The 24,968-nt window shown below is 64.6% G+C and carries 27 protein-coding genes; 12 read left to right on the plus strand and 15 right to left on the minus strand.

Annotated elements, in window-relative coordinates:
• Positions 1 to 29: 29 nt before the first annotated feature.
• Positions 30 to 1,079: a cyclase family protein gene (locus HLG70_RS04525; protein WP_171663751.1), complete on the plus strand. Its 1,050-nt coding sequence runs from the start codon at positions 30 to 32 to the stop codon at positions 1,077 to 1,079.
• Positions 1,080 to 1,415: 336 nt separating this feature from the next.
• Here HLG70_RS04525 and HLG70_RS04530 read toward each other — a convergent pair whose 3' ends face one another.
• The 3 genes from HLG70_RS04530 to HLG70_RS04540 form a co-directional block, all read right to left on the minus strand.
• On the minus strand, positions 1,416 to 1,682 hold the full coding sequence (locus tag HLG70_RS04530; protein WP_234103390.1) for a hypothetical protein: 267 nt from the start codon (positions 1,680 to 1,682) through the stop codon (positions 1,416 to 1,418).
• 110 nt (positions 1,683 to 1,792) lie between these two features.
• Positions 1,793 to 2,758, minus strand: coding sequence for a 2-hydroxyacid dehydrogenase (locus tag HLG70_RS04535; RefSeq protein WP_171663750.1), 966 nt, complete (start codon positions 2,756 to 2,758; stop codon positions 1,793 to 1,795).
• A 46-nt stretch (positions 2,759 to 2,804) separates the two neighbouring features.
• Complete coding sequence (locus HLG70_RS04540; RefSeq protein WP_171663749.1) at positions 2,805 to 3,800, minus strand: Bug family tripartite tricarboxylate transporter substrate binding protein; 996 nt, start codon at positions 3,798 to 3,800, stop codon at positions 2,805 to 2,807.
• A 122-nt stretch (positions 3,801 to 3,922) separates the two neighbouring features.
• Between HLG70_RS04540 and HLG70_RS04545 the strand changes: the two genes are divergently transcribed.
• Positions 3,923 to 4,834 carry a LysR family transcriptional regulator gene (locus HLG70_RS04545; RefSeq protein ID WP_171663748.1) on the plus strand — a complete coding sequence of 304 codons (912 nt, stop codon included), beginning with the start codon at positions 3,923 to 3,925 and terminating at the stop codon, positions 4,832 to 4,834.
• Between the two features lie 12 nt (positions 4,835 to 4,846).
• Here the strand turns inward: HLG70_RS04545 and HLG70_RS04550 are convergent, their stop codons facing one another.
• Complete coding sequence (locus HLG70_RS04550; protein WP_171663747.1) at positions 4,847 to 5,230, minus strand: hypothetical protein; 384 nt, start codon at positions 5,228 to 5,230, stop codon at positions 4,847 to 4,849.
• A gap of 43 nt (positions 5,231 to 5,273) precedes the next feature.
• Complete coding sequence (locus HLG70_RS04555) at positions 5,274 to 5,855, minus strand: DUF4189 domain-containing protein (protein ID WP_171663746.1); 582 nt, start codon at positions 5,853 to 5,855, stop codon at positions 5,274 to 5,276.
• A 108-nt stretch (positions 5,856 to 5,963) separates the two neighbouring features.
• Between HLG70_RS04555 and HLG70_RS04560 the strand changes: the two genes are divergently transcribed.
• The 3 genes from HLG70_RS04560 (at position 5,964) to HLG70_RS04570 (ending at position 8,011) form a co-directional block, all read left to right on the plus strand.
• Entirely contained in the window at positions 5,964 to 6,386 is a 423-nt protein-coding gene (locus HLG70_RS04560) for a CopG family transcriptional regulator (protein WP_171663745.1), read from the plus strand.
• A gap of 25 nt (positions 6,387 to 6,411) precedes the next feature.
• Positions 6,412 to 7,503, plus strand: a complete 1,092-nt coding sequence (locus tag HLG70_RS04565; protein WP_171663744.1) for an extracellular catalytic domain type 1 short-chain-length polyhydroxyalkanoate depolymerase — start codon at positions 6,412 to 6,414, stop codon at positions 7,501 to 7,503.
• Positions 7,504 to 7,609: 106 nt separating this feature from the next.
• Positions 7,610 to 8,011 carry an Imm1 family immunity protein gene (locus HLG70_RS04570; RefSeq protein WP_171663743.1) on the plus strand — a complete coding sequence of 134 codons (402 nt, stop codon included), beginning with the start codon at positions 7,610 to 7,612 and terminating at the stop codon, positions 8,009 to 8,011.
• On the opposite strand, the gene HLG70_RS04575 is transcribed toward HLG70_RS04570, so the two are convergent.
• From HLG70_RS04575 to HLG70_RS04600, 6 genes are all read right to left on the minus strand, one after another.
• Positions 8,001 to 8,501 carry a hypothetical protein gene (locus HLG70_RS04575; protein WP_171663742.1) on the minus strand — a complete coding sequence of 167 codons (501 nt, stop codon included), beginning with the start codon at positions 8,499 to 8,501 and terminating at the stop codon, positions 8,001 to 8,003. The genes HLG70_RS04570 and HLG70_RS04575 overlap by 11 nt on opposite strands.
• Positions 8,502 to 8,550: 49 nt before the next feature.
• On the minus strand, positions 8,551 to 8,928 hold the full coding sequence (locus HLG70_RS04580; RefSeq protein WP_171663741.1) for a DCC1-like thiol-disulfide oxidoreductase family protein: 378 nt from the start codon (positions 8,926 to 8,928) through the stop codon (positions 8,551 to 8,553).
• Positions 8,929 to 9,085: 157 nt separating this feature from the next.
• Positions 9,086 to 9,298, minus strand: a complete 213-nt coding sequence (locus HLG70_RS04585; protein WP_171663740.1) for a hypothetical protein — start codon at positions 9,296 to 9,298, stop codon at positions 9,086 to 9,088.
• A gap of 101 nt (positions 9,299 to 9,399) precedes the next feature.
• Positions 9,400 to 10,773: an HdeD family acid-resistance protein gene (locus HLG70_RS04590; protein WP_171663739.1), complete on the minus strand. Its 1,374-nt coding sequence runs from the start codon at positions 10,771 to 10,773 to the stop codon at positions 9,400 to 9,402.
• Positions 10,774 to 10,846: 73 nt separating this feature from the next.
• Entirely contained in the window at positions 10,847 to 11,353 is a 507-nt protein-coding gene (locus HLG70_RS04595; protein WP_171663738.1) for a hypothetical protein, read from the minus strand.
• A 31-nt stretch (positions 11,354 to 11,384) separates the two neighbouring features.
• Positions 11,385 to 11,978 carry a DUF2239 family protein gene (locus tag HLG70_RS04600; RefSeq protein WP_171663737.1) on the minus strand — a complete coding sequence of 198 codons (594 nt, stop codon included), beginning with the start codon at positions 11,976 to 11,978 and terminating at the stop codon, positions 11,385 to 11,387.
• Positions 11,979 to 12,181: 203 nt separating this feature from the next.
• On the opposite strand from HLG70_RS04600, the gene guaB reads away from it, so the two are divergent.
• Entirely contained in the window at positions 12,182 to 13,642 is a 1,461-nt protein-coding gene (gene guaB, locus HLG70_RS04605; RefSeq protein ID WP_171663736.1) for an IMP dehydrogenase, read from the plus strand.
• A 100-nt stretch (positions 13,643 to 13,742) separates the two neighbouring features.
• Entirely contained in the window at positions 13,743 to 15,335 is a 1,593-nt protein-coding gene (guaA, locus tag HLG70_RS04610; protein WP_171663735.1) for a glutamine-hydrolyzing GMP synthase, read from the plus strand.
• A 177-nt stretch (positions 15,336 to 15,512) separates the two neighbouring features.
• Here guaA and HLG70_RS04615 read toward each other — a convergent pair whose 3' ends face one another.
• Together HLG70_RS04615 and HLG70_RS04620 are read right to left on the minus strand one after the other, a co-directional pair.
• Complete coding sequence (locus HLG70_RS04615; protein WP_171663734.1) at positions 15,513 to 17,009, minus strand: DUF2867 domain-containing protein; 1,497 nt, start codon at positions 17,007 to 17,009, stop codon at positions 15,513 to 15,515.
• A gap of 13 nt (positions 17,010 to 17,022) precedes the next feature.
• Positions 17,023 to 17,364, minus strand: coding sequence for a metalloregulator ArsR/SmtB family transcription factor (locus HLG70_RS04620; protein WP_171663733.1), 342 nt, complete (start codon positions 17,362 to 17,364; stop codon positions 17,023 to 17,025).
• 260 nt (positions 17,365 to 17,624) lie between these two features.
• Here HLG70_RS04620 and HLG70_RS04625 point away from each other — a divergent pair, with 260 nt between their 5' ends.
• Both HLG70_RS04625 and HLG70_RS04630 read left to right on the plus strand, forming a co-directional pair.
• A complete protein-coding gene (locus HLG70_RS04625; RefSeq protein ID WP_171663732.1) occupies positions 17,625 to 17,888 on the plus strand; it encodes a helix-turn-helix domain-containing protein in 264 nt (87 codons plus the stop codon).
• Position 17,889: 1 nt separating this feature from the next.
• On the plus strand, positions 17,890 to 19,230 hold the full coding sequence (locus HLG70_RS04630) for a type II toxin-antitoxin system HipA family toxin (protein ID WP_171663731.1): 1,341 nt from the start codon (positions 17,890 to 17,892) through the stop codon (positions 19,228 to 19,230).
• Positions 19,231 to 19,279: 49 nt separating this feature from the next.
• Here the strand turns inward: HLG70_RS04630 and HLG70_RS04635 are convergent, their stop codons facing one another.
• Both HLG70_RS04635 and HLG70_RS04640 read right to left on the minus strand, forming a co-directional pair.
• The gene (locus tag HLG70_RS04635) at positions 19,280 to 20,893 is read right to left on the minus strand and encodes an NAD(P)/FAD-dependent oxidoreductase (protein ID WP_171663730.1); all 1,614 of its coding nucleotides are present in this window, start codon (positions 20,891 to 20,893) and stop codon (positions 19,280 to 19,282) included.
• A gap of 212 nt (positions 20,894 to 21,105) precedes the next feature.
• On the minus strand, positions 21,106 to 21,585 hold the full coding sequence (locus HLG70_RS04640; RefSeq protein ID WP_171663729.1) for an Lrp/AsnC family transcriptional regulator: 480 nt from the start codon (positions 21,583 to 21,585) through the stop codon (positions 21,106 to 21,108).
• 129 nt (positions 21,586 to 21,714) lie between these two features.
• Here HLG70_RS04640 and HLG70_RS04645 point away from each other — a divergent pair, with 129 nt between their 5' ends.
• From HLG70_RS04645 to argE, 3 genes are read left to right on the plus strand one after another with little or no spacing between them, the layout of a single operon-like run.
• The gene (locus tag HLG70_RS04645; protein ID WP_171663728.1) at positions 21,715 to 22,545 is read left to right on the plus strand and encodes an HpcH/HpaI aldolase family protein; all 831 of its coding nucleotides are present in this window, start codon (positions 21,715 to 21,717) and stop codon (positions 22,543 to 22,545) included.
• 45 nt (positions 22,546 to 22,590) lie between these two features.
• Positions 22,591 to 23,772, plus strand: a complete 1,182-nt coding sequence (locus HLG70_RS04650; RefSeq protein ID WP_171663727.1) for a pyridoxal phosphate-dependent aminotransferase — start codon at positions 22,591 to 22,593, stop codon at positions 23,770 to 23,772.
• Positions 23,773 to 23,782: 10 nt separating this feature from the next.
• Positions 23,783 to 24,964, plus strand: a complete 1,182-nt coding sequence (argE, locus tag HLG70_RS04655; RefSeq protein ID WP_171663726.1) for an acetylornithine deacetylase — start codon at positions 23,783 to 23,785, stop codon at positions 24,962 to 24,964.
• The last annotated feature ends 4 nt before the right edge of the window (positions 24,965 to 24,968 follow it).

Below are 24,968 nucleotides of genomic sequence, written 5' to 3' on the forward strand. Positions count from 1 at the left end.
CCGCTTTCTACGACCAGGAGTCGCGACGCATGAGATGGAAGAACCGTCCGGAAGGATCCAATTGGGGGGACTTCGGTCCTGATGATCAGCGTGGTTGCCTGAATTACATCACTCCCGAGAACGTGCTGAAGGGCATAGGCGAAGTTCGCCTGGGCCTGAGCTTCTGCCTGTCGCTGCCGCTGGACTATCCGGGCGGCAACGGTGTGAATGTCCGCCGCCTTCCGCCCAAGCTGCGGCCCACCGAGAGAGACGGCGACCAATACATGAACTTCCCGCTGGGCCGGTTGCGTCCGGGCTGCGTGGACGTGCTGAGCGACGACATCGTCGAGATGAGCCTGCAGTATTCGACCCAATGGGATTCGCTTGCGCACGTGGGCGCGCTGTTCGACGCGAACGGCGATGGCCTGCCCGAGCGCGTCTACTACAACGGCTACCGGCCCAATGATCACGTGGTCGGCCCGGTGGACTACGACGTGCAGAACGGCTTTGCAAAGACGGACCTGGGGCAGGGCGCGGCGTCGAACGCCAAGAAGCTGGATATCACGCAGCTTGCCGAATCCTGCCTGCAGAGCCGGGGCGTGATGGTGGATCTGGCCAAGCATTACGGCCGTGCGCAGAAATCGGTGGGCTACGACGATCTGATGCGCATCATCGAGGCGGACCGGATCGAGATCGAGCAGGGCGACATCGTCCTATTCCATACGGAATTCGGCGACGCCTTGCTGGAAAAGAACCGCGAGCCCGACGCGCACACGCTGCACGAAATCTGCGCCGGCCTGGACGGCAGCGACGAGAAGCTGCTGCAATGGATCACGGATTCGAAAGTGGCGGCGATGGCGTCCGACAACCACGCGCTGGAAATCTATCCCACCCAGAAGCCCAATGCTTGCTGCGCCGCGCTGCCGCTGCACCATCACTGCATCTTCAAGCTGGGCATGCCGATAGGCGAGATGTGGTACCTGGGCAAGCTTGCGCGCTGGCTGCAGGCTAACGGCCGCAGCCGCTTCCTGCTGACGGCGCCGCCCCTGAACCTGCCGGGCGCGGTCGGATCGCCGGCGACTCCGGTAGCCACCGTATAAGGCTGAATGGCTGGGACTGGTGCATTCTTGCCATGTACTCCTGACGCATGGTCATCTTCATGCTCAGGAGATTCCTTAATCGGCTGATCCGCTGGTCCAGGGCGTCGAGTCGTTGCTTATCCTCGTCCGACATCACGCCCTTGCCCGTTAGTTCAGCTTTTTCCTTGCTCACGTCGCGAAGCTGGTCGTTCAGATTCTGAAGTGTCTCGGCCTGTTTCTTGACCAAGTCTTGCAGTGCGGCGTGGCGCTAAGGGCGTCATCGCCCGTATGAGCCGTAAGTAACCGTCCTGCCTGCAAAGTTCCGGTGCCGCCCGTGGCGTGGATTTTCCGCCTGGCCTATGCCTCCGACGCCAGCAAGGCCCGGCCTTTTGCCGTGAGGACGACGACTGCTTCGCCACGCACGGAGCTTTCCTCATGCGTCATATCCACAAGACCGTTGGCGGTGGCGTCCTCCCAGGCCGACAGCCGGGGGCAGGTCGTGCGCCAGGCCTCCATGGTCTCGGCGTAGGTGCGCGGCTTGGCCGAGATCCACAGCAGGAACTGCACCAGGTTTCCCATCTGGGACGCGCTGGCCTCGATTTCTATCGTTGGAATGTCTGGCATGAGGCACCTCCGCTCAAGGGTGCGTCTTGACGATACTCCCGAAAGCGCCTGGCCTCCAGCTTTCGGCGAGGCGCCGTTCAGGCGCCTCGACCGGGGATGCCGCCGGGGTTTCAGACCACCCGCGTATGCACCTGGCCTTCCCGGAACCAGCTGTCCAGGTTCGATCGCATCAGATCGGCCATGGCGCGCCGGGTTTCATGGGTGCCGCTGGCGATGTGCGGCAGCAGCACCACGTTATCCATTCCATTGAACTCGGCGGGCGTGGCGGGCTCGTGCTCGAATACGTCCAGGCCCGCGCCGGCGATGCGCTTTTGCTGGAGCGCGGGCACGAGGGCCGCTTCGTCGACCACCGTGCCGCGCGCGATGTTGATCAGCCAGCCATCGGGACCCAGCGCATCCAGCACCTGCGCATTGACCATGTGCCGCGTGGCCGCGCCGCCCGGCACCGCCAGCACCAGATAATCGCTTTGCGCGGCCAGCGTCACGACGTCCGGGCAATAGCGGTAGGAGGTCGGCGCGTCCTCGCGTGGCTTGCGGTTGGTGTAAAGAATCTCCATGTCGAACGCTTGCGCGCGGCGGGCGATCTGCAGCCCGATATTGCCCAGGCCGACAATGCCGCAGCGCTTGCCGCTCATGCGGGTGCCCAGGCCGAATCCTTCGGCGGGCCAGCGGCCCGCGCGCACGAATCGGTCCGCTTCGGCGATGCGGCGCGAGACAGCCAGCATCAGCGCCAGGGCGGTGTCGGCCACGCAGGCGTCCAGCACGCCCGGCGTGTTGGTGACCACGACGTTGCGCGCCTTGGCCGCGGCCACGTCGATGGTGTCGTAGCCCACGCCAAAACTGAAGATGCCTTCCAGCGCGGGCAGGGCGCCGATCAATTCCCGGGTTGCGCCAAAACGGCCGCTGGTGGCGATGCCGCGGATGGCGCCGCCGTGTTCGCGCAGCAGCGCCGCCGGGTCTTCGGCCTCCCACAAGCGGTGGACGCGATAGCGGGATTCCAGGTCGGCCACCAGCTCGGGCAGCAGGGGGCCGACCATCAGCAGGTCGGCGGCGGAAGCGGGAAGTGTTGAGGTCATGGATACGGCTTGTGAAAAGGCCCGGTGCAGCGGGCCGGGTTTGGGTTCAGTTGGTTTGGATGTTGCGGGCCTTGATAATCTGGCCGTAGCGTTCGCGTTCGCTGGCGGCCAGGTCCTGCAGCTCCTTGGGCGTGGATCCGTGGGCCACCGCGCCTTGGGACTCCAGCTTGGCGGCGACGGCGGGATCCCCCGCGACGTCGCGAATGGCCTGCGACAGCTTGTCGATCACGGCTTGCGGCGTGCCCGCGGGCGCCAGCACGGCCGTCCAGGAGCCGCTCTGCGCATTCTTCACGCCGGCCTCGTCGATGGTGGGCACGTCCGGCATGGCGGATGAGCGAGTGGCGCCCGTGACGGCCAGCGCGCGCAGCTTGCCCGCGCTGACATAGGGCATGGTTTCCAGGACCGAGGCGAAAAGCATGTCGACGCGGCCGGCCATCAGGTCGGTCATGGCCGGGCCGCCGCCCTTGTAGGGCACATGCACCAGATCCACGCCGGTGGCCTGCTGGAAGATCTCGCCGGACAGGTGGGGCGCGCCGCCGGTGCCGGAGCTGGCAAAGGTGTGCTTGCCCGGCTGGGCGCGAGTCAGGGCGACCAGATCCGCGACGTTCTTGGCGGGCAGGCTGGCGGGGACCACCAGCACGAACGGCAGGTCCGAGAACAGGGACACGGGCGCGAACGCCTTGACCGGGTCCGAGTGCAGCTTGTAGATCCAGGGGTTGATGGCCAGCATGCCGGAGTTGGCGAACAGCAGGGTATAGCCGTCGGGCTGGGAGCGCGCCACCAGGTCCGCGGCGATCTGGCCGCCCGCGCCGGGCCGGTTGTCCACCACCACCGAGGACGAGAGTTTTTCTCCCAAGGCCGCGGCCAGCAGGCGCGCCGAGATGTCGGTGCCCCCGCCTGGCGAGAAGGGGACGATGAGATTGATCGGGCGATCCGGATACCCGGCGGCGGTGGCGGCACAGGGCAAGGCGGCGGTGGTGGCCAATGCCAGCGCCGCGGCGATGAGCCGGACGCGAATCCGGGCGGTGTTCTTTGTCTCCATGGATTCTCTCTATTTTTGGCGTTGAGGACGGCGTGCGCCGCCTGATTCCGAGTATAGGGAGGCCTGTTCATGGATAGCTGTTCGAGCTACAAATAGCATTGATCAATTCAAGGATTGAATAGATGGAATTCCGTCAGCTCGAGTGCTTCATCGCCGTGGCCGAGGAACTGCACTTCGGCCGGGCCGCCGAGCGGTTATGCATGACGCAGCCGCCGCTGTCGCGGCAGATCCAGCTGCTGGAGCAGGATCTGGGCGTAACCCTGTTCGAACGCAACAGCCGCCAGGTGCTGCTGAGCGCGGCGGGGCGGAGGTTTCTGCGCGATGCGCGGCATCTGCTGGAATTCTCCGCGCGGGCCGCCGCGACCGCGCGCCGCACGTCCGGCGGCGAGGCCGGGCACATCACGCTGGGGTTCACGGCCGTGGCCTCGTACCGCCTGATGCCGACCATGATCACGCAGGCGCGCAAGCTGCTGGGCGGCGTGGAGATCCAGCTTCGCGAAACCGTCAGCACCGATCTGGGCCGCCTGCTGCTGGCGCGGGAGCTGGACGCGATCCTGGCGCGCAGCGTGCCGCAGCAGGCCGGCATCGAGTCTCGCCTGATCGAGCGCGAGCCGCTGGTGCTGGCATTGCCCGCCGGTTCGCCTTTGTGCGAGCACGCGACGGTGCCGCTGCGACTGTTGCAGGGGCAGCCGTTCGTGCTGTATTCGCCCAGGGAAGGGAAGTACTTCTATGACCGCATCGTGGGGGCGTTCGGCCTGGCCGACGTGCAGCCGGAGTATGTGCAGCGCGCTGGCCAGACGCACACGCTGCTGGCGCTGGTGCGCGCCGGCCTGGGCGTGGGCATCGTGCCGGATTCGGCGCGGGAGCTGCGGTTCGAAGGGGTGGAATTCAGACCGATCGGCCAGCGCAATCTCTACGCCGACATGTACCTGGCCTGGCATGCGCAGCACGACAATCCGGCGCTGGATGCGTTCTTGCAGCGCGTGGTGAAGGTGGACGAGCCAGGCGCGTTCCGGGCTGGCGGGCAGGAGTGAACCTGCCCATGCCTAGCGGCGCTTCGGACGGTTAGGCGCCGATAGCGGCGCGCCGACATGGCTGGCCAGCCAGTGTTCGATCTTGTCGTCCCGGCGGGCGGCCCAGTCCTTGCCGATTTCAACGATCAGCAGGTTACGGGTGTCGCCATAGTCCTGGCCGGGCGCCTTCTGGAACATTTCGCGCCAGATTTCGGAGGCGACCAGTTCCGTCGTGACCAGCACCCCGATTCCCTTGGCGTCGATCCACAAGGGCGCGGCGCGTTCGTCCACATGGGTTTTCAGGTTTTCAAGAATCTTCTGCGCGAGCGCGGCATTGTCTTTCGATGCCGCGATCAGGACCAGATACTGCCGGTGGTCGCTGGACGGTTCGTCGGAATCGCCAAAGGGGTTTTCCATGATTTGTTCCTTACTGATGAGCTGTGTCTGGGCAGACTGTAGTTCATCGGGGAACAAGAGGGGAAAGGCGGGCCTGAAACCCTTCGATTTCTGGGCTGCCGGAGTCCGTTTTGATGCCCTGATCTTCGACCTTCTGCGCCGAGGTCGAGCACGCGCTGATCAGGAGCCTGCATTCGGAACCGGATTTCTCGCGGCATAGCCGCAGGCTGAAGTCGCGCGTCCGCTGCCTGTCCCAATCTTCCTTTCCGGTGGCGACAAAGTGGTGCGGGCCATTTGCCGCCACGGCGATGCACTGGTTCTTGAAGTTCGCATATACCCTGCAAGTGGCTTGCGGCTCGTCCGCCTTGCAGGATGCGAGCGCGCTGCGGCGGGCTTCGGATCCGCTGCCGTACAGAATGGACGCGTAGTAGCGGTAGTTCGAGGAAACGATCAGGGCGCCGTGCAGATCGGGCGGCCTGGGCCGCGGCGTGTCGGACGCTGCCGCGCACGCGACAAACACAAGCAAGCCTGGAACAAGGCGCTTCGCCATGTGGATCCCCCGAGGTTCAGGACCACAGTAGCCGAGCGCCGCCCATCCTGCCATTGCTTCTTCGCCCCGGGGAGCCGGAGCGGCGCCGTAGTCCATCTACCGATTTCAGCCCCATCCGGGCAGGGTTCGAAGGGTGGGTCTGCCCGGTTCTATCAAATTGAAACATCCATGCACCATCCAAGTGGATGGTTTAATATCCGTTTCATGCCTCCTCGCACCCCAAACCTCGCCTCCGTTCCCAAGCCCGCCGACGAGAAGATCACCATCAACCTGGGTTATGTCGACCTGGGCCAGATCGATCTTCTGGTCCAGGAAGGGTTCTATGCGAACCGGACGGACCTGATCCGAACCGCCATCCGCAATCAACTGGCCGCGCATGGCGACGCCGTGCGCCAGGTCGTCAGCCGCAAGACGCTGGTGCTGGGCATCCAGCACTACAGCGTCCAGGATTTGCTGACGGTCCAGGCCGCCGGCGAAATGCTCCAGATCCGGGTGCTGGGCCTGGCCACGATAGCCACCGACGTCACTCCCGAACTGGCGCTTGCCACGATTGAATCCGTGACGGTCCTGGGGGCGCTGCATGCCAGCCCCGCCGTCAAAGCCGCCCTGCGTCAGCGCATCCGCTGACATCCCGCCGCAAGAAGGTCACCCCATGCACCCTGAATTCCAGCAACTCATGAGCCAGGCAACCCAGCTCACGCGATCCGGCGATCTGGCCGCGGCAACCGCCGCGATCCAGGCCGCCTTGCGCGGCGGCCTGCCCGCCGCCCACGCCCGGCGGGACGACTCCGACGTTATAGAGGTCGAAGCCTGGGAGATCCCGGACTCGCCCGGCGCAGGGCAGGCAACCTCCGACGATGTCGTCACCCCCGCGCGCCCGGCTGGCGTCCGCGGCGACACGTTCATCGCGGGATCATTCCGCAATTCGGCGGGGCAGCGCGGCTACAAGCTGTACGTGCCGCCCAACCCGGACAACACGCCCCGGCCGCTGGTGGTCATGCTGCATGGCTGCACCCAGGACGCCGACGACTTCGCCGCCGGCACCGCCATGAATGCGGCGGCGCGCGAGCAGGGCTTCTATGTGCTGTATCCGGTGCAATCGCGCGAAGCCAATCCCCAGAAGTGCTGGAACTGGTTCAAGCACAATCACCAACAGCAGGGGCGGGGCGAACCGTCGATCCTGGCGGGCATGACACGCGACGTGATCGGCGCCCATCCCATTGATGCCGGGCGCGTCTATGTGGCCGGCCTGTCGGCGGGCGGGGCCATGGCCGCGATCCTGGCCGGCGCCTATCCCGGCTTGTATGCGGCGGCGGGCGTGCATTCGGGGCTGGCGCCCGGCGTGGCGTCCGATCTTCCGTCCGCGCTGGCCGCCATGAAGGGCGCGGGCATACGGGCTGGCGCGCCGGCGGGTAGCGGCGTCCCTACCATCGTGTTCCATGGGGACCGCGACGCGACGGTGCATCCGGGCAACGCCGAAAGCGTGATCGCAGCCAGTGCGGGGCCAGGCGTGCGCGCCGAGACCCTGCGCGTGCCGGGCGCTGCCGGCAAGCGCCACAGCACCAGGCACGTGTATCGCAACGCGGCGGGCGACATCATCGCCGAACGCTGGGACGTCCATGGCGCCGGCCACGCCTGGGCCGGCGGAACGGAGCAGGGTTCCTATACCGACCGGACCGGTCCGGACGCCACGGCCGAGATGCTGCGGTTCTTCTTCGAGCGCGGCTGGGCTGGAAAGCAGTAAAGCGCCGTCCTGGCAGTCCGGTCCACGGCCGATGTAGTATCGGCCGTGGACCCTCACGTGGATCGTGACCATCCCTTACCGCGCTGCCCAGGGCGCCTGGAAGACCGTGAAAATAATCAGAATCGTCGAAGATATGCGTCAGGGCGACCGGATGCAGGCGCGTGCATACGAGGCCCCCACCGAGAGCGATCTGCTTGCCGCGCTGGACAGGCTGGATGGCGCGGTGTTCAGTTCGACCGCTTTCGTGATCGATGACGACACCGTCCTGTCGATCGGCGGCGGCGATGGCGGCTATATCGTATTCATGTCTCTGGGCGGTGACGTGGAGATACATACGCTGATCGACCCGGCCAAGTCCGAAGATCTGGATCAGGATCTGGTTGCAGGCGGCCAGATGGGCAGCTACCCGCAGTTCCAATGCGTGGACCGGACCTTGGCGGCGTCCGCGCTGCTGTACTTTCACGAGCACGGCGCGCCTGCGCCGCAACTGCGCTGGGCTAGCGAATAGGCGCGGGCTTGCCGTAGAGCAGCCGCGCGCACAGCAGCGCGGCGGCGGCGCCGGGCAGGGCGCCCATGTACAAGGGAAACCCCAGTTCCGACCAGGACACGTCGCGGCGCGAGAACATCAGCAGGAAGGTGAAGGCATACACCGCGCCCAGGGCTGCCATGCGCAGATTGGCGCGCCACGACGGCGCGAGCGGTTTGAGCGCGCCTGCAGCCAACCCGCAAAGCAGGGCCGGCACGGCGCCAAAAAGATAGGCCCAGGGCAAGCCGTAGAGCCCCAGCATCAGGCCGTCCATGCTTCTTGCGCCGATGGTCATGATCAGGGCAACCACGGCCATGCCCATGGCCGGGCCCAGAAACGCGTAGATGGCGGCGCCGGCGACCATGTCGCCAGCCATGGCGCGGCCGGAGTCCCCAGGCCTGCGCTGCATGCGGCGATACGCGACGGGGCCCAGCGTCAGCGCCAACAGCAAGGCGCCCAGAGCGTACTTCATCCGGTCATCCCTTGATCGAATTCACACGAGTTGATCTGCATGCCGCGCATTACAGCATTTTCTTTTTGCCCAGCAGCGTCAGCGTCAGGCTGCGGCCTGTGCGCATGAAGGGATAAAGCGCCTTGGACAGGCAGGAACTGCTGAAGATCGCGGCGTTCACCCGGTTGAACAGATCATTGCCCGTGCTGAGCAAGGCCAGCCTGTGGATGCAGTCCGCGCCCCAATAGTCCCGGCCGTCCAGGTGCAGGAGCATGCCCTGATTGAGGTCATAGCCTTGCGCCCGGTGCTTGGCGGCCAGCTCGGGATGGTCGCGCATATTCAGCAAGGCGATCGGGCCCGCGGCCTTGCGCAGCTGCATCATCCGCACATAGTTGGAGCAGAAGGGGCAATCGCCGTCGTAGAGGAGGTAGTTGTCGTCGGGCTGCATGGTCTGGATCTACCGGTAGTTTCCACAACATACCTCATAAATCCGGATCGGCGAGCGTGCCACGCATTTGCGCGGCACGCGTCCGCCCGCAGGTCCAATACGAGCGCATCGGGCCTGCGGGCGCTGCCGGCGAATACGGCGCTTGGAGGGCGGGCCGCTAGCCGCCGCGATGCCCGTGATAGCGCGGGGCGGCGACGCTGCGGGTGTTTTCCTTGTGCTGCGAGCCGACCAGCGCCTTGCGCCGGGCTTCTTCGTGCTGCTGATCCGACCTGGCGCGCTCTTTGTCGGCATGCGGGGGCGCATGCGTTTCGGGCGCGGCGGCGTCGGGCGCCGCATGGCGTGGATCGGGGCGGGGAGTGTTGGGCGTCATGATGCGTACCTGACCAGGTGCCGCGGCATATGCCGCTCTTTTCACGTTACGCCCGCCACCTGGGTTTCTCCAGGGAACAATTGCAACAGCTTTTGGACCCCTCAGGTCCTGGGCCGGCGCGCCGGCGCCTCCTTGTCTTGCGCCCGCCAGCTTTCGCGCAACAGTGCGATGCGGCGCAGCGCGCTCTGGGACATCTTCCACCAGCCGAAGGGGCGTGGATCGGCCAACATGCTCATGGCGCGGGCGTAATCCAGGGTCAGGCCCGGCGTCCAGGCCATCGTCAATGCGCGCTTGCGGATCTGCGACGCCACCCACAGTTCGGGCGTCAGCAACAGCCGGACCAGCACCCGCCAGCCGGCCTCGTGGCCATGCAGGCGTCCCACCACGCCATCGAGCGCGGCGTCCAGCGCCCGCGCGACGCTGCTGGAGCAGTTGCGGTGGGTCAGGTTGTAGGTGGAGTTCTTCCGGTATTCCTCCCAGAAGGCGGCCAGCTTTTCCGCGTCGTAGTTGCGGATCCGCACGCGGACGGTCGATGGGCACCAGGCCTTGGACTCGGTGGCGTAGTCGGGCTGGTAGACACCCGGAATGTCGTTTTCGGCCGTGGCGCGGAGCAGGGCGCTGAAATCATCGGGCGACCGGTCGATCTCCTCTTTGGGATACAGGCTGATATAGATGCCCTCGGGGGATTCCAGCGCCGCGTGGCCGGTGGAGATCACGCCATTGACATCCACCGCCGCGATGTACCGGTCCACCACCGGATAGCTGCGCGTTTCCGCCTTGGCCGAACCCGACGGCGTCCAGACGTGTACGGTAAGCGCCTGTTCCGAATCGGCGGGCGGGCCGTCCCAGAGCGGCGCCGCCGTCTGCGCGGGCGCGGTGGGCGCGAATCCCAGCGATTGGGTGGCGGCAAAGGCCGGATTGGAGGCCAGGTGCTTGACGCGGCGCGCCAGCCACAGCAGCTTCACGCCCGCGATGCCCAGGAACAGGCCCAGGCAATATGGCACGGTGCCCAGGTAGTTGGTGGGATAGGGCTGAAAGAAGAAAATGGCCAGCAGGATTTCGGCCACGCCGCCCGCAAACGCATAGCGCCAGCGCTCGTAGCGCACCACGTAGCCGGCAATGCACTGCAGCAGGCCATCCACCAGGAACAGTGCGCCAAAAATCATCGACAGCACGAAGTGCCCATGGTGATGACCGGCCAGGATCAGGCCGCCCGCCAGCAGCACGAACAGGCCCTTGGCATAACGCAGAACCCGCTGGCCGCCGACCCCGGAGGAGGCGATGAGCAGCGTGCCCAGTCCTTCGACGATGAACAGGACGGCGAAGGCGTTCAAGGGAAAGTAGGCCGCCCCGTCCAGCGCATCGATGAAGACGACGATCCCGGCGGCCAGGAAGACGGCTCCCGCGATGGACAGCGCGCGCCAGCGCTGGCGCAGATACTTCACGCCCAACAACAGCAGAACCAGTTGCGGCATGGAGACGGCCCCGATGAAGATCGATAACGTGGGTATGAAAATATAGGCGGCCGGCGCGGGCGTCAATTCAAGCCTAGTTCCAATCGGTATCCTCTTCCAGGTACCAATCACCCGCCAGGTGCGTGACCGCCAGCTGCGGGTGCGACGAAACCCAGGGCTGGCCGGGCGAATACACATACCAGAGCAGATGCCGGTTGGCGATGCCCAGCTGCGCCTCGCGGACCGCGCCCGTCTTGTCGTATTGAATATGGACGGTGTCGACCGCCAGCCCCAGTTCGCGGATGCGCTGGCCCAGGCCGGCGTGCAGCGCACGGCTGCCCGGGTCGAAGGCGTCGAAATCCGTATTGCCTGTAAGGCCGCAGACCTGGCCGTCGGATTCGCAGAGGCGCTTGTCCGGCAGGGTCAGGCTTTGCCAGGTCTCGGTGGCCGCGTAACCGGAGATTTGCCGTGCCTGGGCAAAGTCGAGCAAAGCCTCCAGGGCGGGGATGTCCGATTCGCCCGGCTGGTGATAGGCCCGCCAGCCCCACAGGGCGGCGGGCACGGCGACCAGCGCCAGGAGAAGCAGGGTTCTGGTTTTCATCGGGAAAGCCGCTCAGGCGTGGGGCCGGGCTTCATGCGCCCCACGCCAGGCTCATCGCGTAGCCGCGCACATCCTGCGGCCATTGCGCGATCTGCCGCGCGAAACGTTCGCGGTCCTCGGCGTAGAGCGCGCGCGTCGCTTCCTCGAAACCGGGCAGGTCACCCGCCATGCTTGCCATGAAACCGTAGGCGGCCTCCTGGCGCTGGCGCCGCGCATCCTGCGCCTCGTTGTCGCGGCGGGCCTGTTCAACCAGCTTGCGCAGCGCGACCGAGGCGCCGCCGGGCTGCGCGCCCAGCCACTCCCAGTGACGGGGCAGCAAGGTCACCTCGCGCGGCACCACGCCCAGCTTGGGCCGGCCGCGCCCGCGCGGGGCGGCGTCCGCTTCCTCGCCGGCGGGGCCAGGGGTGTCCGCCGGCGTGTACCGCGCGAGGACCTGCGCGTCGCCGCCGCTCAGGTCCAGATCCACCTGCTTGCCCGACGAATCCTGGAAGACCAGGATGGTGTGGTTGCCGCGCATGGACATGGCTTGCTTGACGGCCAGCGCCACGTCGGCCAGCCGGCCGGCGGCAAGGATGCGGTGGCCTTCGAACGCGGTATGCGGGTCGGAGGAAAGGGGGGTAGTCATGGGGGTGTCCTTGTTTTTATCCGGGTGAATTAGTGATCGAATTATTACCCCGGTAAAAATACCTGTCAATATAATCCGGGTAAAATTTTTGGGTGTGCCAGATTTCCTGTCCCGGACGATAAAATTTACGTTCAAACCTAGGGTGAACACCTAGTCAAAACATGCAGGCGGCGTATAATCTTGCTTTGCGCCCGGAGTTACCCATGCGTCTCGTTCAAAAAGCGCTCACCTTCGACGATGTGTTGTTGGTGCCTGCGTATTCCGAGGTGTTGCCGCGCGACACCTCCCTGGCCACGCGCCTGACTCGCAATATCAGCCTGAATATCCCGCTTGTGTCCGCCGCCATGGACACCGTCACCGAATCGCGCCTGGCCATCGCCATGGCGCAAGAGGGCGGCATCGGGATCATTCACAAGAATATGTCCGCCGACGCCCAAGCGCGTGAAGTGGCTCGCGTCAAGCGCCACGAATTCGGCATCGTGATCGATCCGGTCACCGTCACCCCCCAGATGAAAGTGCGCGACGCCATTGCGTTGCAGCGCCAGCATGGCATCTCGGGCCTGCCGGTCGTCGAAGGCCGCAAGCTGGTCGGCATCGTCACCAACCGCGACCTGCGGTTTGAAGAGAACCTGGATCAGCCCCTGCGCAACATCATGACGCCGCAGGAACGCCTGATCACCATGAAGGAAGGCGCCACGCTCGACGAAGCGCAGGCCCTGATGCACAAGCACCGTCTGGAACGCGTGCTGATCGTGAACGACGGCTTTGAACTGCGTGGCCTGGCCACCGTCAAGGACATCGTCAAGAACACTGAACATCCGATGGCCAGCAAGGATGCCCAAGGCCAGCTGCGCGTCGGCGCGGCCGTGGGCGTGGGCGCCGGCACCGAAGAGCGCGTGGAAAAGCTGGTTGCCGCCGGCGTCGACGTGCTGATCGTCGACACCGCGCACGGCCACTCCAAGGGCGTGCTGGAAGGCGTGCGCTGGGTCAAGCAGAACTACCCCAAGGTTGACGTCATCGGCGGCAACATCGCCACCGCCGCCGCCGCGCGCGCGCTGGTCGAGTACGGCGCCGACGGCGTGAAGGTCGGTATCGGCCCCGGCTCCATCTGCACCACGCGTATCGTGGCCGGTGTGGGCGTGCCGCAGATCCATGCCATTTCCGAAGTCGCCAAGGCGCTGGAAGGCACGGGCGTTCCGCTGATCGCCGACGGCGGCATCCGCTACTCGGGCGACGTCGCCAAGGCGCTGGCCGCCGGCGCTTTCGCCTGCATGATGGGCGGCATGTTCGCCGGCACCGAAGAAGCGCCGGGCGAAATCGTGCTGTTCCAGGGCCGCTCGTACAAGTCCTACCGCGGCATGGGCAGCCTGGGCGCCATGACGGAAGGCTCCGCCGACCGTTACTTCCAGGATCCGTCCAACAACGCCGACAAGCTGGTTCCGGAAGGCATCGAAGGCCGCGTCCCCTACAAGGGCAGCGTGCTGGCCATCATTTTCCAACTGGTCGGCGGCATTCGCGCCTCGATGGGCTACTGCGGCGCCGCCACCATTGACGACATGCGCACCAAGGCCGAATTCGTGGAGATCACCTCCGCGGGCGTGCGCGAGTCCCATGTGCACGACGTGCAGATCACCAAGGAAGCGCCCAACTACCGCGCCGACTGATCCGCACAGTCAACTACAATGTCATGCATCACGCACCGGCAGAACCGCAAAGATCAGCGGGTCTGCCGGTGCGGTTTTATTTCCAACCGGTAGAGTCTCCATGCACCAGCGCATCCTCATCCTTGACTACGGTTCGCAAGTCACCCAGCTGATCGCCCGCCGCGTCCGCGAAGCCGGCGTCTATTCCGAAGTCCACCCGGGCGACGTCGACGACGCCTTCGTGCGCGACCAGATGGCGCAAGGCCTGAAGGGCATCATCCTGTCCGGCAGCCACGCCTCCGCCTACGAAGAAGGCTCCATGCGCGTGCCGCATGCGGTGTTTGAGCTGGGCGTGCCCGTGCTCGGCATCTGCTACGGCATGCAGTCCATGGCGCAGCAACTGGGCGGCGTGGTCAGCTTCTCCGACCACCGTGAATTCGGCTACGCCGAAGTCCGCGCCCACGGCCACACCAAGCTGCTGGAAGGCCTGGAAGACTTCAGCACGGCTGAAGGCCATGGCATGCTGAAGGTCTGGATGAGCCACGGCGACAAGGTCACCGAGCTGCCCCCGGGCTTCAAGCTGATGGCGTCCACCCCGTCGTGTCCCATCGCCGGCATGGCCGACGAAGACCGCCGCTTCTACGCCGTCCAGTTCCACCCCGAAGTCACGCATACCGTTCAGGGCAAGGCCATGCTGGCGCGCTTCGTGAACGAGATCTGCGAATGCCAGGGCGACTGGAACATGCCCGACTACGTCTCCGAAGCTGTCGCCCGCATCCGCGAGCAGGTCGGCACGGACGAAGTCATCCTGGGCCTGTCCGGCGGCGTGGATTCGTCGGTTGCCGCCGCGCTGATCCACAAGGCCATCGGCGACCAGCTCACTTGCGTGTTCGTCGACCATGGCCTGCTGCGCCTGGACGAAGGCAAGCAGGTCATGCAGACCTTCGCCGAAAACATGGGCGTGAAGATCATTCACGTCGACGCCACCGCGCAATTCATGGGCAAGCTGGCCGGCGTCGCCGACCCCGAAGCCAAGCGCAAGATCATCGGCCGCGAATTCGTCGAAGTGTTCCAGGAACAGGCCGGCAAGCAGCAAAGCGCCAAGTGGCTGGCCCAGGGCACGATCTACCCCGACGTCATCGAATCCGCCGGCGCCAAGACGGGCAAGGCCACTTCGATCAAGTCGCACCACAACGTGGGCGGCCTGCCGGACACGCTGAACCTGCAACTGCTGGAACCGCTGCGCGAACTGTTCAAGGACGAAGTCCGCGAACTGGGCGTGGCGCTGGGCCTGCCGCCGCAGATGGTTTACCGCCATCCGTTCCCCGGTCCGGGGTTGGGCGTGCGTATCCTGGGCGAAGTGAAGCATGAATATGCCGAACTGCTGCGCCGCGCGGATGCGATCTTCATTGAAGAACTGCGCAATACCAAGGACGAGGCCAGCGGCCTGACCTGGTACGAGCTGACGTCGCAAGCGTTTGCCGTGTTCCTGCCGGTGAAGTCGGTGGGGGTGATGGGCGACGGGCGCACGTATGAGTATGTCGTGGCGCTGCGTGCGGTGCAGACGTTTGACTTCATGACCGCCGATTGGGCGCCGTTGCCGCATCCCTTGCTGGCTCGGGTTTCTTCGCGGATTATCAATGAAGTGCGCGGGATCAACCGGGTGGTTTACGACGTATCGAGCAAGCCGCCGGCGACGATTGAGTGGGAGTGATGCCGTCGGTTGTTTCGCGGTAAAGGAAAAGGCGCTTCGGCGCCTTTTTTGTCGGCATCCTCGCCGTCTATCGGGATGCCGCGCGTGTAGGCCTGGCCTGTCCGACATGCCTCGGCAAACGATAGGCGCCATCTGGCTACGTGCTAATAAAAAAACCAAGCTCAGTCGTCTTGCAGACTACTCAGTTGGGCTGAGTTCCGGGGAAGGGGTAGTGATGTTTTCCCTCTTCAGCGTCATCGACGGGGCTTCCCAGCGAGCGGCGAGCAGGGATTCCACGGCTGATTGCAGCAGTCTTGGCGCGATGTACCTGCGGTGCGCGCAGGAAATGAGCGCCAGGTAAATGCGGCCGGGCAGATTGTTGCAGGCGACGCGCGTCGACAAGGCGAACTCCACGCGCCCGTCCGGCAGGTAGGCGACCTCCACACAGGAGCGGAACACAAGGTGCCTGTCGTCGGCGCCCAGGATGACTTGCGCGGTTCGTCGGTCTGCCGACACCCGCCAGGCGTGCACCGGATAATGGCCGGCGAAGTAGTGAGGCGACGTTTCCGCAAGCAGTGACGAGACCGGGCACGCCAGCGGTGAGGTGCGCAGCCTGAAGGGGCGCGTCAGCAGGTTCCGCAAGGCCATCAGGCGCGTCACGCCGGCGTGGGGATGGGCCAGGAAGCTGCCCAGCAGGTCCTCTAACAGCTTGCCGGCGTCGGCGTCGGGAGGGCTTTGGTTTGCCAGGGGTGACACGGTCAGGGTGAAGCGGTCCTGGTGATGCACGGTTCGGTCGGACAATTGTGCCAGCAGGAGAGAGCTGGCGGGAAGGTCGCGCTGCTCGAGCATCTGCGCCGCTGCGACCTGGCTGACGAAGCCCGGGCGGGAGCGGCGGGGCGCCAGCAAGGCCCGGATATGGCCGATGGCCGAACGACAGCGTTTGCTGGCGACCTCGCGCCCTTTGCCGGGTTGCTCGTCCAGGGACAGGATGATGGTCGGCACACGGGCGCGGTCGATGGGGCAGCGTTCCAGTAGCCCGGCCACCGCATCGGGCAGCAGTTGCGTGAGCGATGGAATGTCGCCTTTGCCTTCGAGAACCTGCCGGCGAGCCTGGTCGCTGAGCGGGCCGCCGAGTTCGTTGGTGTGCGTGGACAGGGCGAAGAATGCGGGATGTCCCGAATCCGGCGCGAGCGGTAAGAATTGGTGCCAGGTTCCGCCAGGAAAGCGGACGGTGAAAAGGCAGTCTGGGGGTACTTCGACGAAGTGAAGGCCGCGAATGAAACTGGCGGGGTCTAGGTCGAGCTCCTGCAAAGTGGCGCTGGAAAAACGCAGTTGCGCGCCGCCACTACCCGAGATGGCGGTGAAGATGCGGTGGCCGGCGTGGAGGTGGAAAGGATGGCCGCGATTGTCCACACCGAAGGAATAGAGCGCGGTGGCGTCACCCTTGGCAAAGTCGCTGCTTCCCAGTTTCGCCGAGGGCTCGTCGAGCGCGTCGATGAACTGGTGGTGCCGTCGTTGGCGGGCAAGCATGTCGTGGAACAGTTTCGTTCCCGCCCCGTGGCCTAAGCGCGCTATCAGGCTGACTTCAATCGGCACGCTGGTGGGCCCAGTTGGCAATGCCACGAAGGGGAAGGTTTCCGTTCGTCGGGTGGCGCGCATTGGCAGGGTAGCCGGGCAGGCGAGGGAGGGATGCATGCGGGACCGTCTTTTAGCGCTTCTGCCTTGCGGGGGCGGCGGGCTTCCTGGCCTTGGCCAGGGCGGCACTCTCTTTCTTGAGCGGTGCTCCCACCGGGCAAAAGTTCAACAGATAGTTGTGCAACGTGCCCAGCAGGTTGCCGTCGGCGATGCGGTAGTGGACGAACTGGCCAAGCTTCTGGCTTTCGATCAGTCCGGCGTGCTCCAGGATCTGCAAGTGCTTCGACAGGGAAGGTTTGGTCATGTCGAAACGGGCGGCAATTTCGCCCGCCGTCAGGGGAGTCTCGGAGAGATACGCGAGGATCCTGCGGCGGGGCGTGGAGGCGAGGGCGGCGAAGACGCTTTCTTCGTTCATTGCGAATATGGTATTTAGCTAATTAGCTAAATATAGTGCGTCAGACTCAATGGAGCAAGGCTCCGTTAAGAACTGACGTTGTCAATGCGATGAGATCGTCTTTTCCACTGCGTTCGTGGCGGCGTCCAAGTCGGCCCTGACTGCGCGTGAACGCGAATTTGGCAATTAGCGTCGCCGCTGGAAATATCTGATATACAAATATTTGCTAAATATCTGAATTTCAGCTATTTTAAATTTAGTTGGATATCAGATATTTTCCCATGCCATCGCCTTCTCAAATCCTCATCACCGCCAACCAGCTTGGCGCAGAGCTGCAGGCCGCCCGCAAGGCCAAGGGGCTGACGCAGTCCGCGCTGGCCGGCCGCATTGGCCTTAGCCAGTCGCGGATTTCGCATCTGGAGATGAACGCCCACGAAATCAGCGTGGAGCAATTGCTGGCGTGGTGCGCTGCGCTTGATCTGGAGCTGGCGGTGGGGCGGCGAGACGGCGATGCGTCATTGTCGGGTACGCCGACGGATTGGTGACATGGGGCGCAGATCGCACAGCCGCAGCCTGTCCATCTGGACCAACGGGATCCGGGTCGCCCGGTGGACCATTCCTGCACGTGGGGAGATGGTGCTGCAATATGACGGAGACTGGCTCAATGCCGATATCGGTCGGCCGCTGTCTCTGTCGCTGCCGTTCAATCTGCAGAACCTGCCGATCAAGGGCGAGAAGGTCGCCAATTATTTCGACAACCTTCTGCCGGACAGCGACGTTATCCGCAGGCGCGTGGCCGAGCGCTTCAGGGCGGGATCGACCGATCCCTTCGACCTGCTGACGGCCATTGGGCGCGATTGCGTCGGCGCAGTGCAGATACTGGGGGAAGACGAGATCCCCGAAGGCTTTGATCGTATCGAGGGTGTGCCTTTGTCCGAGGAGGACATCGAGCGGCACCTGATCGAGACGGTCTCGCCGCAGGCCTTTGCCGCGGCCCGGAATCCGGATGATGACTTTCGTATCTCTCTGGCGGGTGCGCAGGAGAAGACCGCGTTCCTGCGCTGGAATGGCCAATGGCTCGCTCCGCGCGGCGCCACGCCCACGAGCCATATTTTCAAGCTTCCGCTAGGCTTGGTGGGCGGGCGCAGGGCCGACTTCACCACGTCCGTCGACAATGAATGGCTGTGCCTGAGGCTGTTGAAGGCTTATGGATTGAATGTGGCCGATGCGCATATCGCCACGTTTGGCCGGCAGCGGGTTCTGGTGGTCGAGCGGTTCGACCGGCGCCTTGCGCCCGGCGGAAAGTGGCTGATGCGGCTGCCGCAGGAAGATTTCTGCCAGGTCGAAGGCTGTTCGCCGCTGCGCAAGTACGAGAGCGAAGGAGGCCCGGGGCTGCGGGCCTTGTTCGCCACGCTGCGGCAGTCGGTGAATGCCGAGGCCGACATGAAGACGCTGATGGCTACGCAGATCCTGTTCTGGCTGCTGCGTGCGCCAGATGGCCATGCGAAGAATTTCAGCATTCAACTGCTGCCTCGCGGCCGCTTCCAGCTGACCCCGCTGTACGACGTGATGTCGGCGTATCCCGTGCTGGGCGACGGGCCAAATCATTGGTCGCCGTACGACATCAGGTCGGCCATGGCCTTGCTTGGCAAGAATCGGCACTACGAGATGCATGGCATCCAGCGCAGGCATTTCAGCAGTACCGCAAGGAAGGCCGGCTATGCGCCGACCGCCGAGCCGATCGTCGAGGAGATCCTGGCGTGCACGCCGGCGGTCATCGCAGAGCTGCGGGCAGACCTGCCGCGGGATTTCTCGCCGCGTGTTGCCGATGCCGTTCTGGGAGGGCTGGAGCAGGCCGCAGCCGCGCTTGCAGCGATGGTGCCGTGAGAGGCTGAGGCTATCCGCTTACACCCTCCCACGACTTGCCAACGTCGGCTTATCCTTGCCGCCCTGTGATACTCAAGGCCACCGCCTCGGCAATCTTGATCCCATCCACCCCCGCGGACAAGATCCCGCCCGCATAACCCGCGCCTTCCCCAGCGGGGAACAAGCCCTTGGTGTTGATGCTCTGCAGCGTCTCGTTGTCGCGCCTGATGCGGATGGGTGACGAGGTGCGCGTTTCGACGCCCGTGAGCACGGCGTCATGCATGCCAAAACCCTTGATGGTCTTGTCAAACGCCGGCAGCGCTTCGCGGATCGCGGTGATGGCGAACTCGGGCAGTGCGGTGGCCAGGTCGGTCAGGTGCACGCCCGGGGTGTACGAGGGCAGCACGGAGCCAAACTCCGTGGACGCCTTGCCCGCGATGAAATCGCCGACCAGCTGGCCTGGCGCGCTATAAGTGCCCCCGCCCAGTTCAAACGCCTGGGATTCCCATTTGCGCTGAAAATCCACGCCCGCCAGCACATGTTCGGGGTAATCGACTTCAGGCGAGATGCCCACCACGATGCCGGCGTTGGCGTTGCGTTCGTTGCGCGAGTACTGGCTCATGCCGTTGGTGACGACGCGGTTGGGTTCGGAGGTTGCCGCCACCACGGTGCCGCCCGGGCACATGCAGAAGCTGTACACCGAACGTCCGTTGCTGGCGTGGTGCACCAGCTTGTAGTCCGCGGCGCCCAGGATCGGATGGCCGGCATTCGGGCCGAAACGCGCTTTGTCGATCAGCGATTGCGGGTGTTCGATCCGGAAGCCGATCGAGAATGGCTTGGCCTCCATGAACACGCCCTGGTCGTGCAGCATCTGGAAGGTGTCGCGCGCGCTGTGGCCGACCGCCAGCACGACGTGGTCGGCCTCGATATGCTCGCCGCTGGCCAGCGTCACGCCGGTGACCTGGCCGTTCTCGCGCTGCAGCGTTTCGACCTTGCTGGAGAACCGCACTTCGCCGCCGAGCTTGGTGATGGTGTCGCGCATGACTTCCACCATGCCCACCAGGCGGAACGTGCCGATGTGCGGTTTGGCCACGTACAGGATTTCTTCCGGCGCGCCGGCCAGCACGAATTCCTTGAGGACTTTCTCGCCGTAGTGCTTGGGATCCTTGATCTGGCTGTACAGCTTGCCGTCGGAGAAGGTGCCTGCGCCGCCTTCGCCGAATTGCACGTTCGACTCCGGGTTCAGGATCCGCTTGCGCCACAGGCCCCAGGTGTCCTTGGTCCGTTCACGCACCGCCTTGCCGCGCTCCAGGATGATGGGCTTGAAGCCCATCTGCGCCAGGACCAGCCCGGCAAACAGGCCACAGGGGCCGGTGCCGATGACGATGGGGCGCTTCTCCAGGCTGGCGGGCGCCTGGGCGACGAACTTGTATTCGGTGTCGGGCGTGGGCCGCACGTGGCGATCATCATGAAAGCGCTTGAGCAGCGCAGCTTCATTTTCCACGTCGATATCCAGCGTGTAGGTCAGCAGGATATTGTGTTTCTTGCGCGCATCGTAGCTGCGCAGGAAGATGGTGAAGCCGTGGAGGTCGCTGGCCGGAACGCCCAGTTTTTTCAGAATCGCGGCGGGCAATTCTTCCGGCGTGTGGTTCAACGGCAGCTTGATTTCAGACAGTCGCAACATGCTTTGGTCCAGATGGTGGGCGATCACAACGTCGCCAAACCGGAATTGTACTGGACCGCCGGAAGGGGTAGCCGCTAGCGCCTGATGTGCTGGAAAGGGCGCTCGGGGCCTGCTGGAAACAAGGACCCCCGTGTGTACTGCAGCGCTGGCCTGGCGACGGCGCGCAAAGGGCTCAGCCAGTTGCGGTGGCGCGTGGCCGATTCCAGCGCTGCTTATTCCGGCGCCAGCGATATGGCGTGCGCCAGCCCTTTCACTTCCTTCAGGACGAAGGACGTATACACCTCCTTGACCCCGGGAAGAGCACCCAGCACGTAGCGGGTGAGGTCGCCAAAGGCATCCAGGTCACGGGCGATGACGGTCAGCTGATGATCGTAGCGGCCCGATACGCAATGGCATGAAAGCACTTCGGGAATGTCCCTGACGGCGTCCTCGAATGCTTTGACATGGGCGGCGCCTTTCTTGTCCAGTGAAATGGACACGAAAGCGGTCACGCCAAATCCAAGCTTCTTGACGTCCACTTCGGCGCGGTAGCCCCTGATGACGCCGTCGTCTTCCAGCCGTTTGACGCGGCGCCAGCAGGGCGACGGCGTCAGCGAAACGCGTTCCGCCAATTCAGCGCTGGAAAGGCGTCCGTCCACCTGGAGCGCGGCCAAAATCTGCATGTCGGTATGGTCGAAATTCTTGCTCTGCATGATTCTTCCAAGGATTGTGAATCTAAGCTGATTTCATTCCAAAATTTTACATATATCGGCCAGAAAATCGGAAATTTTTTCCATTCAGCCCATGTATCTTTGTGGGGCTGAATCAGAGGCCGTCAGCACATGGAAAGGCCTCCTTCTGATTGTTATGGAGCAGTCTTGGAAACATCGAATCCGATTCGCAAAGCATTGCTGGCCGGCGCGCCTTCGGGGGGATGCTGGTTGACGCTGGGTAGCCCGGCTGTCGCCGAAACCATTGCGCACTGTGGTTTCGACTGGCTGGTGGTGGACATGGAGCACGCGCCCAACGACGTGGGCAGCCTGGTCGCTCAATTGCGGGCCATCGACGCGGCTCGCGCGCATGGCGCCGCGTCAAGCGCCGCGGTGCGCGTCACCGCCAACGATGCCGCGCTGGTCAAGCGGGCCATGGACTGCGGTGCGCAGACGATTGTTTTTCCCAACATCGATACGGCCGAAGACGCGCGCAACGCCATTGCTTCGATGCACTTTCCGAGCAATGGCAATGGCGGCACGCGTGGCGTGGCGGGCCTGGTGCGCGCCGGGACTTACGGACAGGATCCCGGCTACATCGGGGCCGCAAATGCGCAGTCCTGCGCAATTCTGCAAATCGAATCGGCGGCCGCGGTGCGCAATGTCGAGGCGATTGCCGCAGTGCCGGGCGCGGACTGCCTCTTTATCGGCACCGCGGACCTGGCGGCCAGTCTCGGGCACCTGGGCGACATGGCGCATGCGGCCGTCCTGGAGGCCGTGGCCAAGGTGATCAGCGCCTGCAAGGCCGCGGGCAAAGCGGTCGGGATCTTTGCCAACAGCGTCGAAGAGGCGGCTTCATACCGGCGGCAAGGCGTGCAGTTCATTGCCTTGCATTCCGACGTGGCGTGGCTGGCTCGCGGCGCGCGCCAGGCGCTGGCGCAATTCGACTCCGCTACGCGCTAGGCGGCCTGCCCGCCGTTACCCATTCTTCTTTCAATAGAAACAAGTATGCATTCAGATTCATTCATTGAAGGCGCGGGCCCGATTGCCCGCGCAGGCGTGCGCACCCTGCGGTCTTCGCAGATACGGGAAGTCGCCAATGCGGGCCTGGGGCGCGCGGACGTGCTGCCGTTCTGGTTTGGCGAGCCCGACGAAGAGACGCCACAGGCGTTCCGCGACGCGGCGATCGCGCACATTGCGTCGGGCCAGACGTTCTATGTGCAGACACTGGGCGTGCCCTCATTGCGGGATAGCCTGGCCTCTTACGTAAGCAAGCTGCACAGCCGGCGCGAGGTCGACCATATCGCGGTGACCAGTTCCGGAACTTCGGCGCTGATGACGGCGGTGCAAGCCATCGTCGGCAATGGCGATCATGTGGTCGTGGTGACTCCGCTCTGGCCCAATCTGGTGGAAATGCCCAAAGTGCTGGGCGCGAGTGTCACAACGGTTCCGCTCTCGTTTTCGCCTGCGGGCTGGCGCCTGGATGTCGATGCGCTGCTGGACGCCTTGACGCCCGATGTGCGCGCGCTGCTGGTGAACTCGCCGAACAATCCGACCGGCTGGGTCATGTCGGCGCAGGAGCAGCGCGTTGTTCTCGAGCATTGCCGCAAGCACGGGATCTGGATCATTTCCGACGATGTGTACGAGCGCTATTACTACGACGCGACCGTTGCGCCGACATTCCTGGATATCGCCGACGAGAACGACCGGGTGATCAGCTGCAACTCCTTTTCAAAGGCGTGGCTGATGACCGGCTGGCGCATAGGCTGGCTGGTGGTGCCGCGCGCCGTGCTCCCTGAAATCGGCAAGCTGATCGAATACAGCAATACCTGCACGCCAGGGTTTGTGCAGACCGCCGCGCAATGCGCGCTCGAGCAGGGCGAACCGGTGATCGCGCGCACGGTGGCGCGGCTGCGTCTTGCCCGCGATCATCTCGCGCAGCGCCTCCAGGAGGTTCCCGGCGTCGAACTGGCAGGCCGCGCGCCTGGGGCCATGTACACGTTCTTCCGTATCCAGGGCGTGACCGACAGCCTCTCGTTCTGCAAGGACCTGGTTGCCCGTGGCGGTCTGGGCCTGGCGCCCGGCACGGCATTCGGGCCAGAAGGCGAAGGGTATCTGCGCTGGTGCTATGCGAGCGCGCATGATCGCCTGGACGAAGGCGTGAACCGCCTGTCCCGATTCCTGCCTTGAGGGATGACCGATGAATACGCTTGAGCATCCACGCTCGCTGGAGTGGATCGAACGGCTGGTCCGGTTCGACACCACCAGCCGGCTCTCGAATCTGGGATTGATAGAAGCGGTACGGGATCATTTGACGGCGGCCGGGCACGCGCCCCGGCTGATCCACAACGCGGGCAAGGACAAGGCGAATCTCTTCGTGACGCTGCCGGCCCACGACGGGGGCACGCAAGGCGGCATCGTGCTGTCCGGCCACACGGATGTGGTCCCCGTGGACGGACAGGCATGGAGCAGCGATCCTTTCGTTCCCGAAGTGCGTGACGGAAGGCTGTACGGCCGCGGCACTTGCGACATGAAGGGCTTTATCGGCGTGGCGATCGCCATGCTGCCGGAGTTCGCGTCGCGGCGTCTGCGCGTGCCCGTGCACCTGGCCTTGAGCTATGACGAGGAGGTGGGGTGCCTCGGGGCCGACGCGATGCTGCAGGAATTGGCCCGCCTGGGCATACGCCCGGACAGCTGCGTGGTGGGAGAACCCACGGAGATGCGCGTCATTTCCGCGCATAAGAGCAGCAACCTGTACCGATGCACCGTGCACGGGCGGGCCGCGCATTCTTCGCTGACGCCGCATGGCGTCAATGCCATCGAATACGCGGCGCGGGCCATCTGCCATATACGCGACATGGCCGACAGACATCGCGAGCACGGGCCGTTCGATCGGGATTTCGAGGTGCCGTTTTCCACGGCGAATACCGGCGTCATTTCGGGCGGCCTGTCGGTCAACACCATCCCCGACCGGTGCCAGTTCGAATTCGAGTTTCGAACCATCCCGGGCGTCCTGGCGCCGGACGTGATCGGCGGCTTGCGCCGCTATATCACCGGCGAGCTGCGCGACCGGATCAAGGCGGAGAGCCCATTGGCCGATATCGAGCTTGAGGTGCTGGCGGAGGTGCCCGGGTTCGACACGGCCGCGCAGGCGGAGATCGCGCAGCTGGCGCAGAGATTGACGGGAGCGCGCGGTACGGAAAAGGTGGCTTATTGCACCGAGGCCGGATTGTTCCAGCGGGCGGGAATAACCGCTGTCATCTGCGGCCCCGGAAATCTGCAGCAGGCGCACCGGGCAGACGAGTATGTAGCGCTGTCGCAAGTTCTTCTATGCGAACAGTTCATGGGAAAGCTCGCGGATCATCTGACGGCCGCCGAGTAAAGAG

Source organism: Achromobacter deleyi (assembly GCF_013116765.2).
Classification (GTDB): Bacteria; Pseudomonadota; Gammaproteobacteria; order Burkholderiales; family Burkholderiaceae_B; genus Achromobacter; species Achromobacter deleyi_A.

Excerpts from the sequence above, each read along its gene's own strand:
- HLG70_RS04650 (WP_171663727.1), top strand. The coding sequence starts at position 22,591 with ATGCATTCAGATTCATTCATTGAAGGCGCGGGCCCGATTGCCCGCGCA.
- HLG70_RS04555 (WP_171663746.1), bottom strand. The coding sequence starts at position 5,855 with ATGGACTACGGCGCCGCTCCGGCTCCCCGGGGCGAAGAAGCAATGGCA.
- argE (WP_171663726.1), top strand. The coding sequence starts at position 23,783 with ATGAATACGCTTGAGCATCCACGCTCGCTGGAGTGGATCGAACGGCTG.
- HLG70_RS04535 (WP_171663750.1), bottom strand. The coding sequence starts at position 2,758 with ATGACCTCAACACTTCCCGCTTCCGCCGCCGACCTGCTGATGGTCGGC.
- HLG70_RS04580 (WP_171663741.1), bottom strand. The coding sequence starts at position 8,928 with ATGCAGCCCGACGACAACTACCTCCTCTACGACGGCGATTGCCCCTTC.
- HLG70_RS04540 (WP_171663749.1), bottom strand. The coding sequence starts at position 3,800 with ATGGAGACAAAGAACACCGCCCGGATTCGCGTCCGGCTCATCGCCGCG.
- HLG70_RS04595 (WP_171663738.1), bottom strand. The coding sequence starts at position 11,353 with ATGAAAACCAGAACCCTGCTTCTCCTGGCGCTGGTCGCCGTGCCCGCC.
- HLG70_RS04620 (WP_171663733.1), bottom strand. The coding sequence starts at position 17,364 with ATGAACGAAGAAAGCGTCTTCGCCGCCCTCGCCTCCACGCCCCGCCGC.
- HLG70_RS04565 (WP_171663744.1), top strand. The coding sequence starts at position 6,412 with ATGCACCCTGAATTCCAGCAACTCATGAGCCAGGCAACCCAGCTCACG.
- guaB (WP_171663736.1), top strand. The coding sequence starts at position 12,182 with ATGCGTCTCGTTCAAAAAGCGCTCACCTTCGACGATGTGTTGTTGGTG.
- HLG70_RS04560 (WP_171663745.1), top strand. The coding sequence starts at position 5,964 with ATGCCTCCTCGCACCCCAAACCTCGCCTCCGTTCCCAAGCCCGCCGAC.
- guaA (WP_171663735.1), top strand. The coding sequence starts at position 13,743 with ATGCACCAGCGCATCCTCATCCTTGACTACGGTTCGCAAGTCACCCAG.
- HLG70_RS04530 (WP_234103390.1), bottom strand. The coding sequence starts at position 1,682 with ATGCCAGACATTCCAACGATAGAAATCGAGGCCAGCGCGTCCCAGATG.
- HLG70_RS04600 (WP_171663737.1), bottom strand. The coding sequence starts at position 11,978 with ATGACTACCCCCCTTTCCTCCGACCCGCATACCGCGTTCGAAGGCCAC.
- HLG70_RS04590 (WP_171663739.1), bottom strand. The coding sequence starts at position 10,773 with ATGCCGCAACTGGTTCTGCTGTTGTTGGGCGTGAAGTATCTGCGCCAG.
- HLG70_RS04575 (WP_171663742.1), bottom strand. The coding sequence starts at position 8,501 with ATGAAGTACGCTCTGGGCGCCTTGCTGTTGGCGCTGACGCTGGGCCCC.
- HLG70_RS04635 (WP_171663730.1), bottom strand. The coding sequence starts at position 20,893 with ATGTTGCGACTGTCTGAAATCAAGCTGCCGTTGAACCACACGCCGGAA.
- HLG70_RS04545 (WP_171663748.1), top strand. The coding sequence starts at position 3,923 with ATGGAATTCCGTCAGCTCGAGTGCTTCATCGCCGTGGCCGAGGAACTG.
- HLG70_RS04630 (WP_171663731.1), top strand. The coding sequence starts at position 17,890 with ATGGGGCGCAGATCGCACAGCCGCAGCCTGTCCATCTGGACCAACGGG.
- HLG70_RS04585 (WP_171663740.1), bottom strand. The coding sequence starts at position 9,298 with ATGACGCCCAACACTCCCCGCCCCGATCCACGCCATGCGGCGCCCGAC.
- HLG70_RS04640 (WP_171663729.1), bottom strand. The coding sequence starts at position 21,585 with ATGCAGAGCAAGAATTTCGACCATACCGACATGCAGATTTTGGCCGCG.
- HLG70_RS04550 (WP_171663747.1), bottom strand. The coding sequence starts at position 5,230 with ATGGAAAACCCCTTTGGCGATTCCGACGAACCGTCCAGCGACCACCGG.
- HLG70_RS04645 (WP_171663728.1), top strand. The coding sequence starts at position 21,715 with ATGGAAAGGCCTCCTTCTGATTGTTATGGAGCAGTCTTGGAAACATCG.
- HLG70_RS04525 (WP_171663751.1), top strand. The coding sequence starts at position 30 with ATGAGATGGAAGAACCGTCCGGAAGGATCCAATTGGGGGGACTTCGGT.
- HLG70_RS04615 (WP_171663734.1), bottom strand. The coding sequence starts at position 17,009 with ATGCATCCCTCCCTCGCCTGCCCGGCTACCCTGCCAATGCGCGCCACC.
- HLG70_RS04625 (WP_171663732.1), top strand. The coding sequence starts at position 17,625 with ATGCCATCGCCTTCTCAAATCCTCATCACCGCCAACCAGCTTGGCGCA.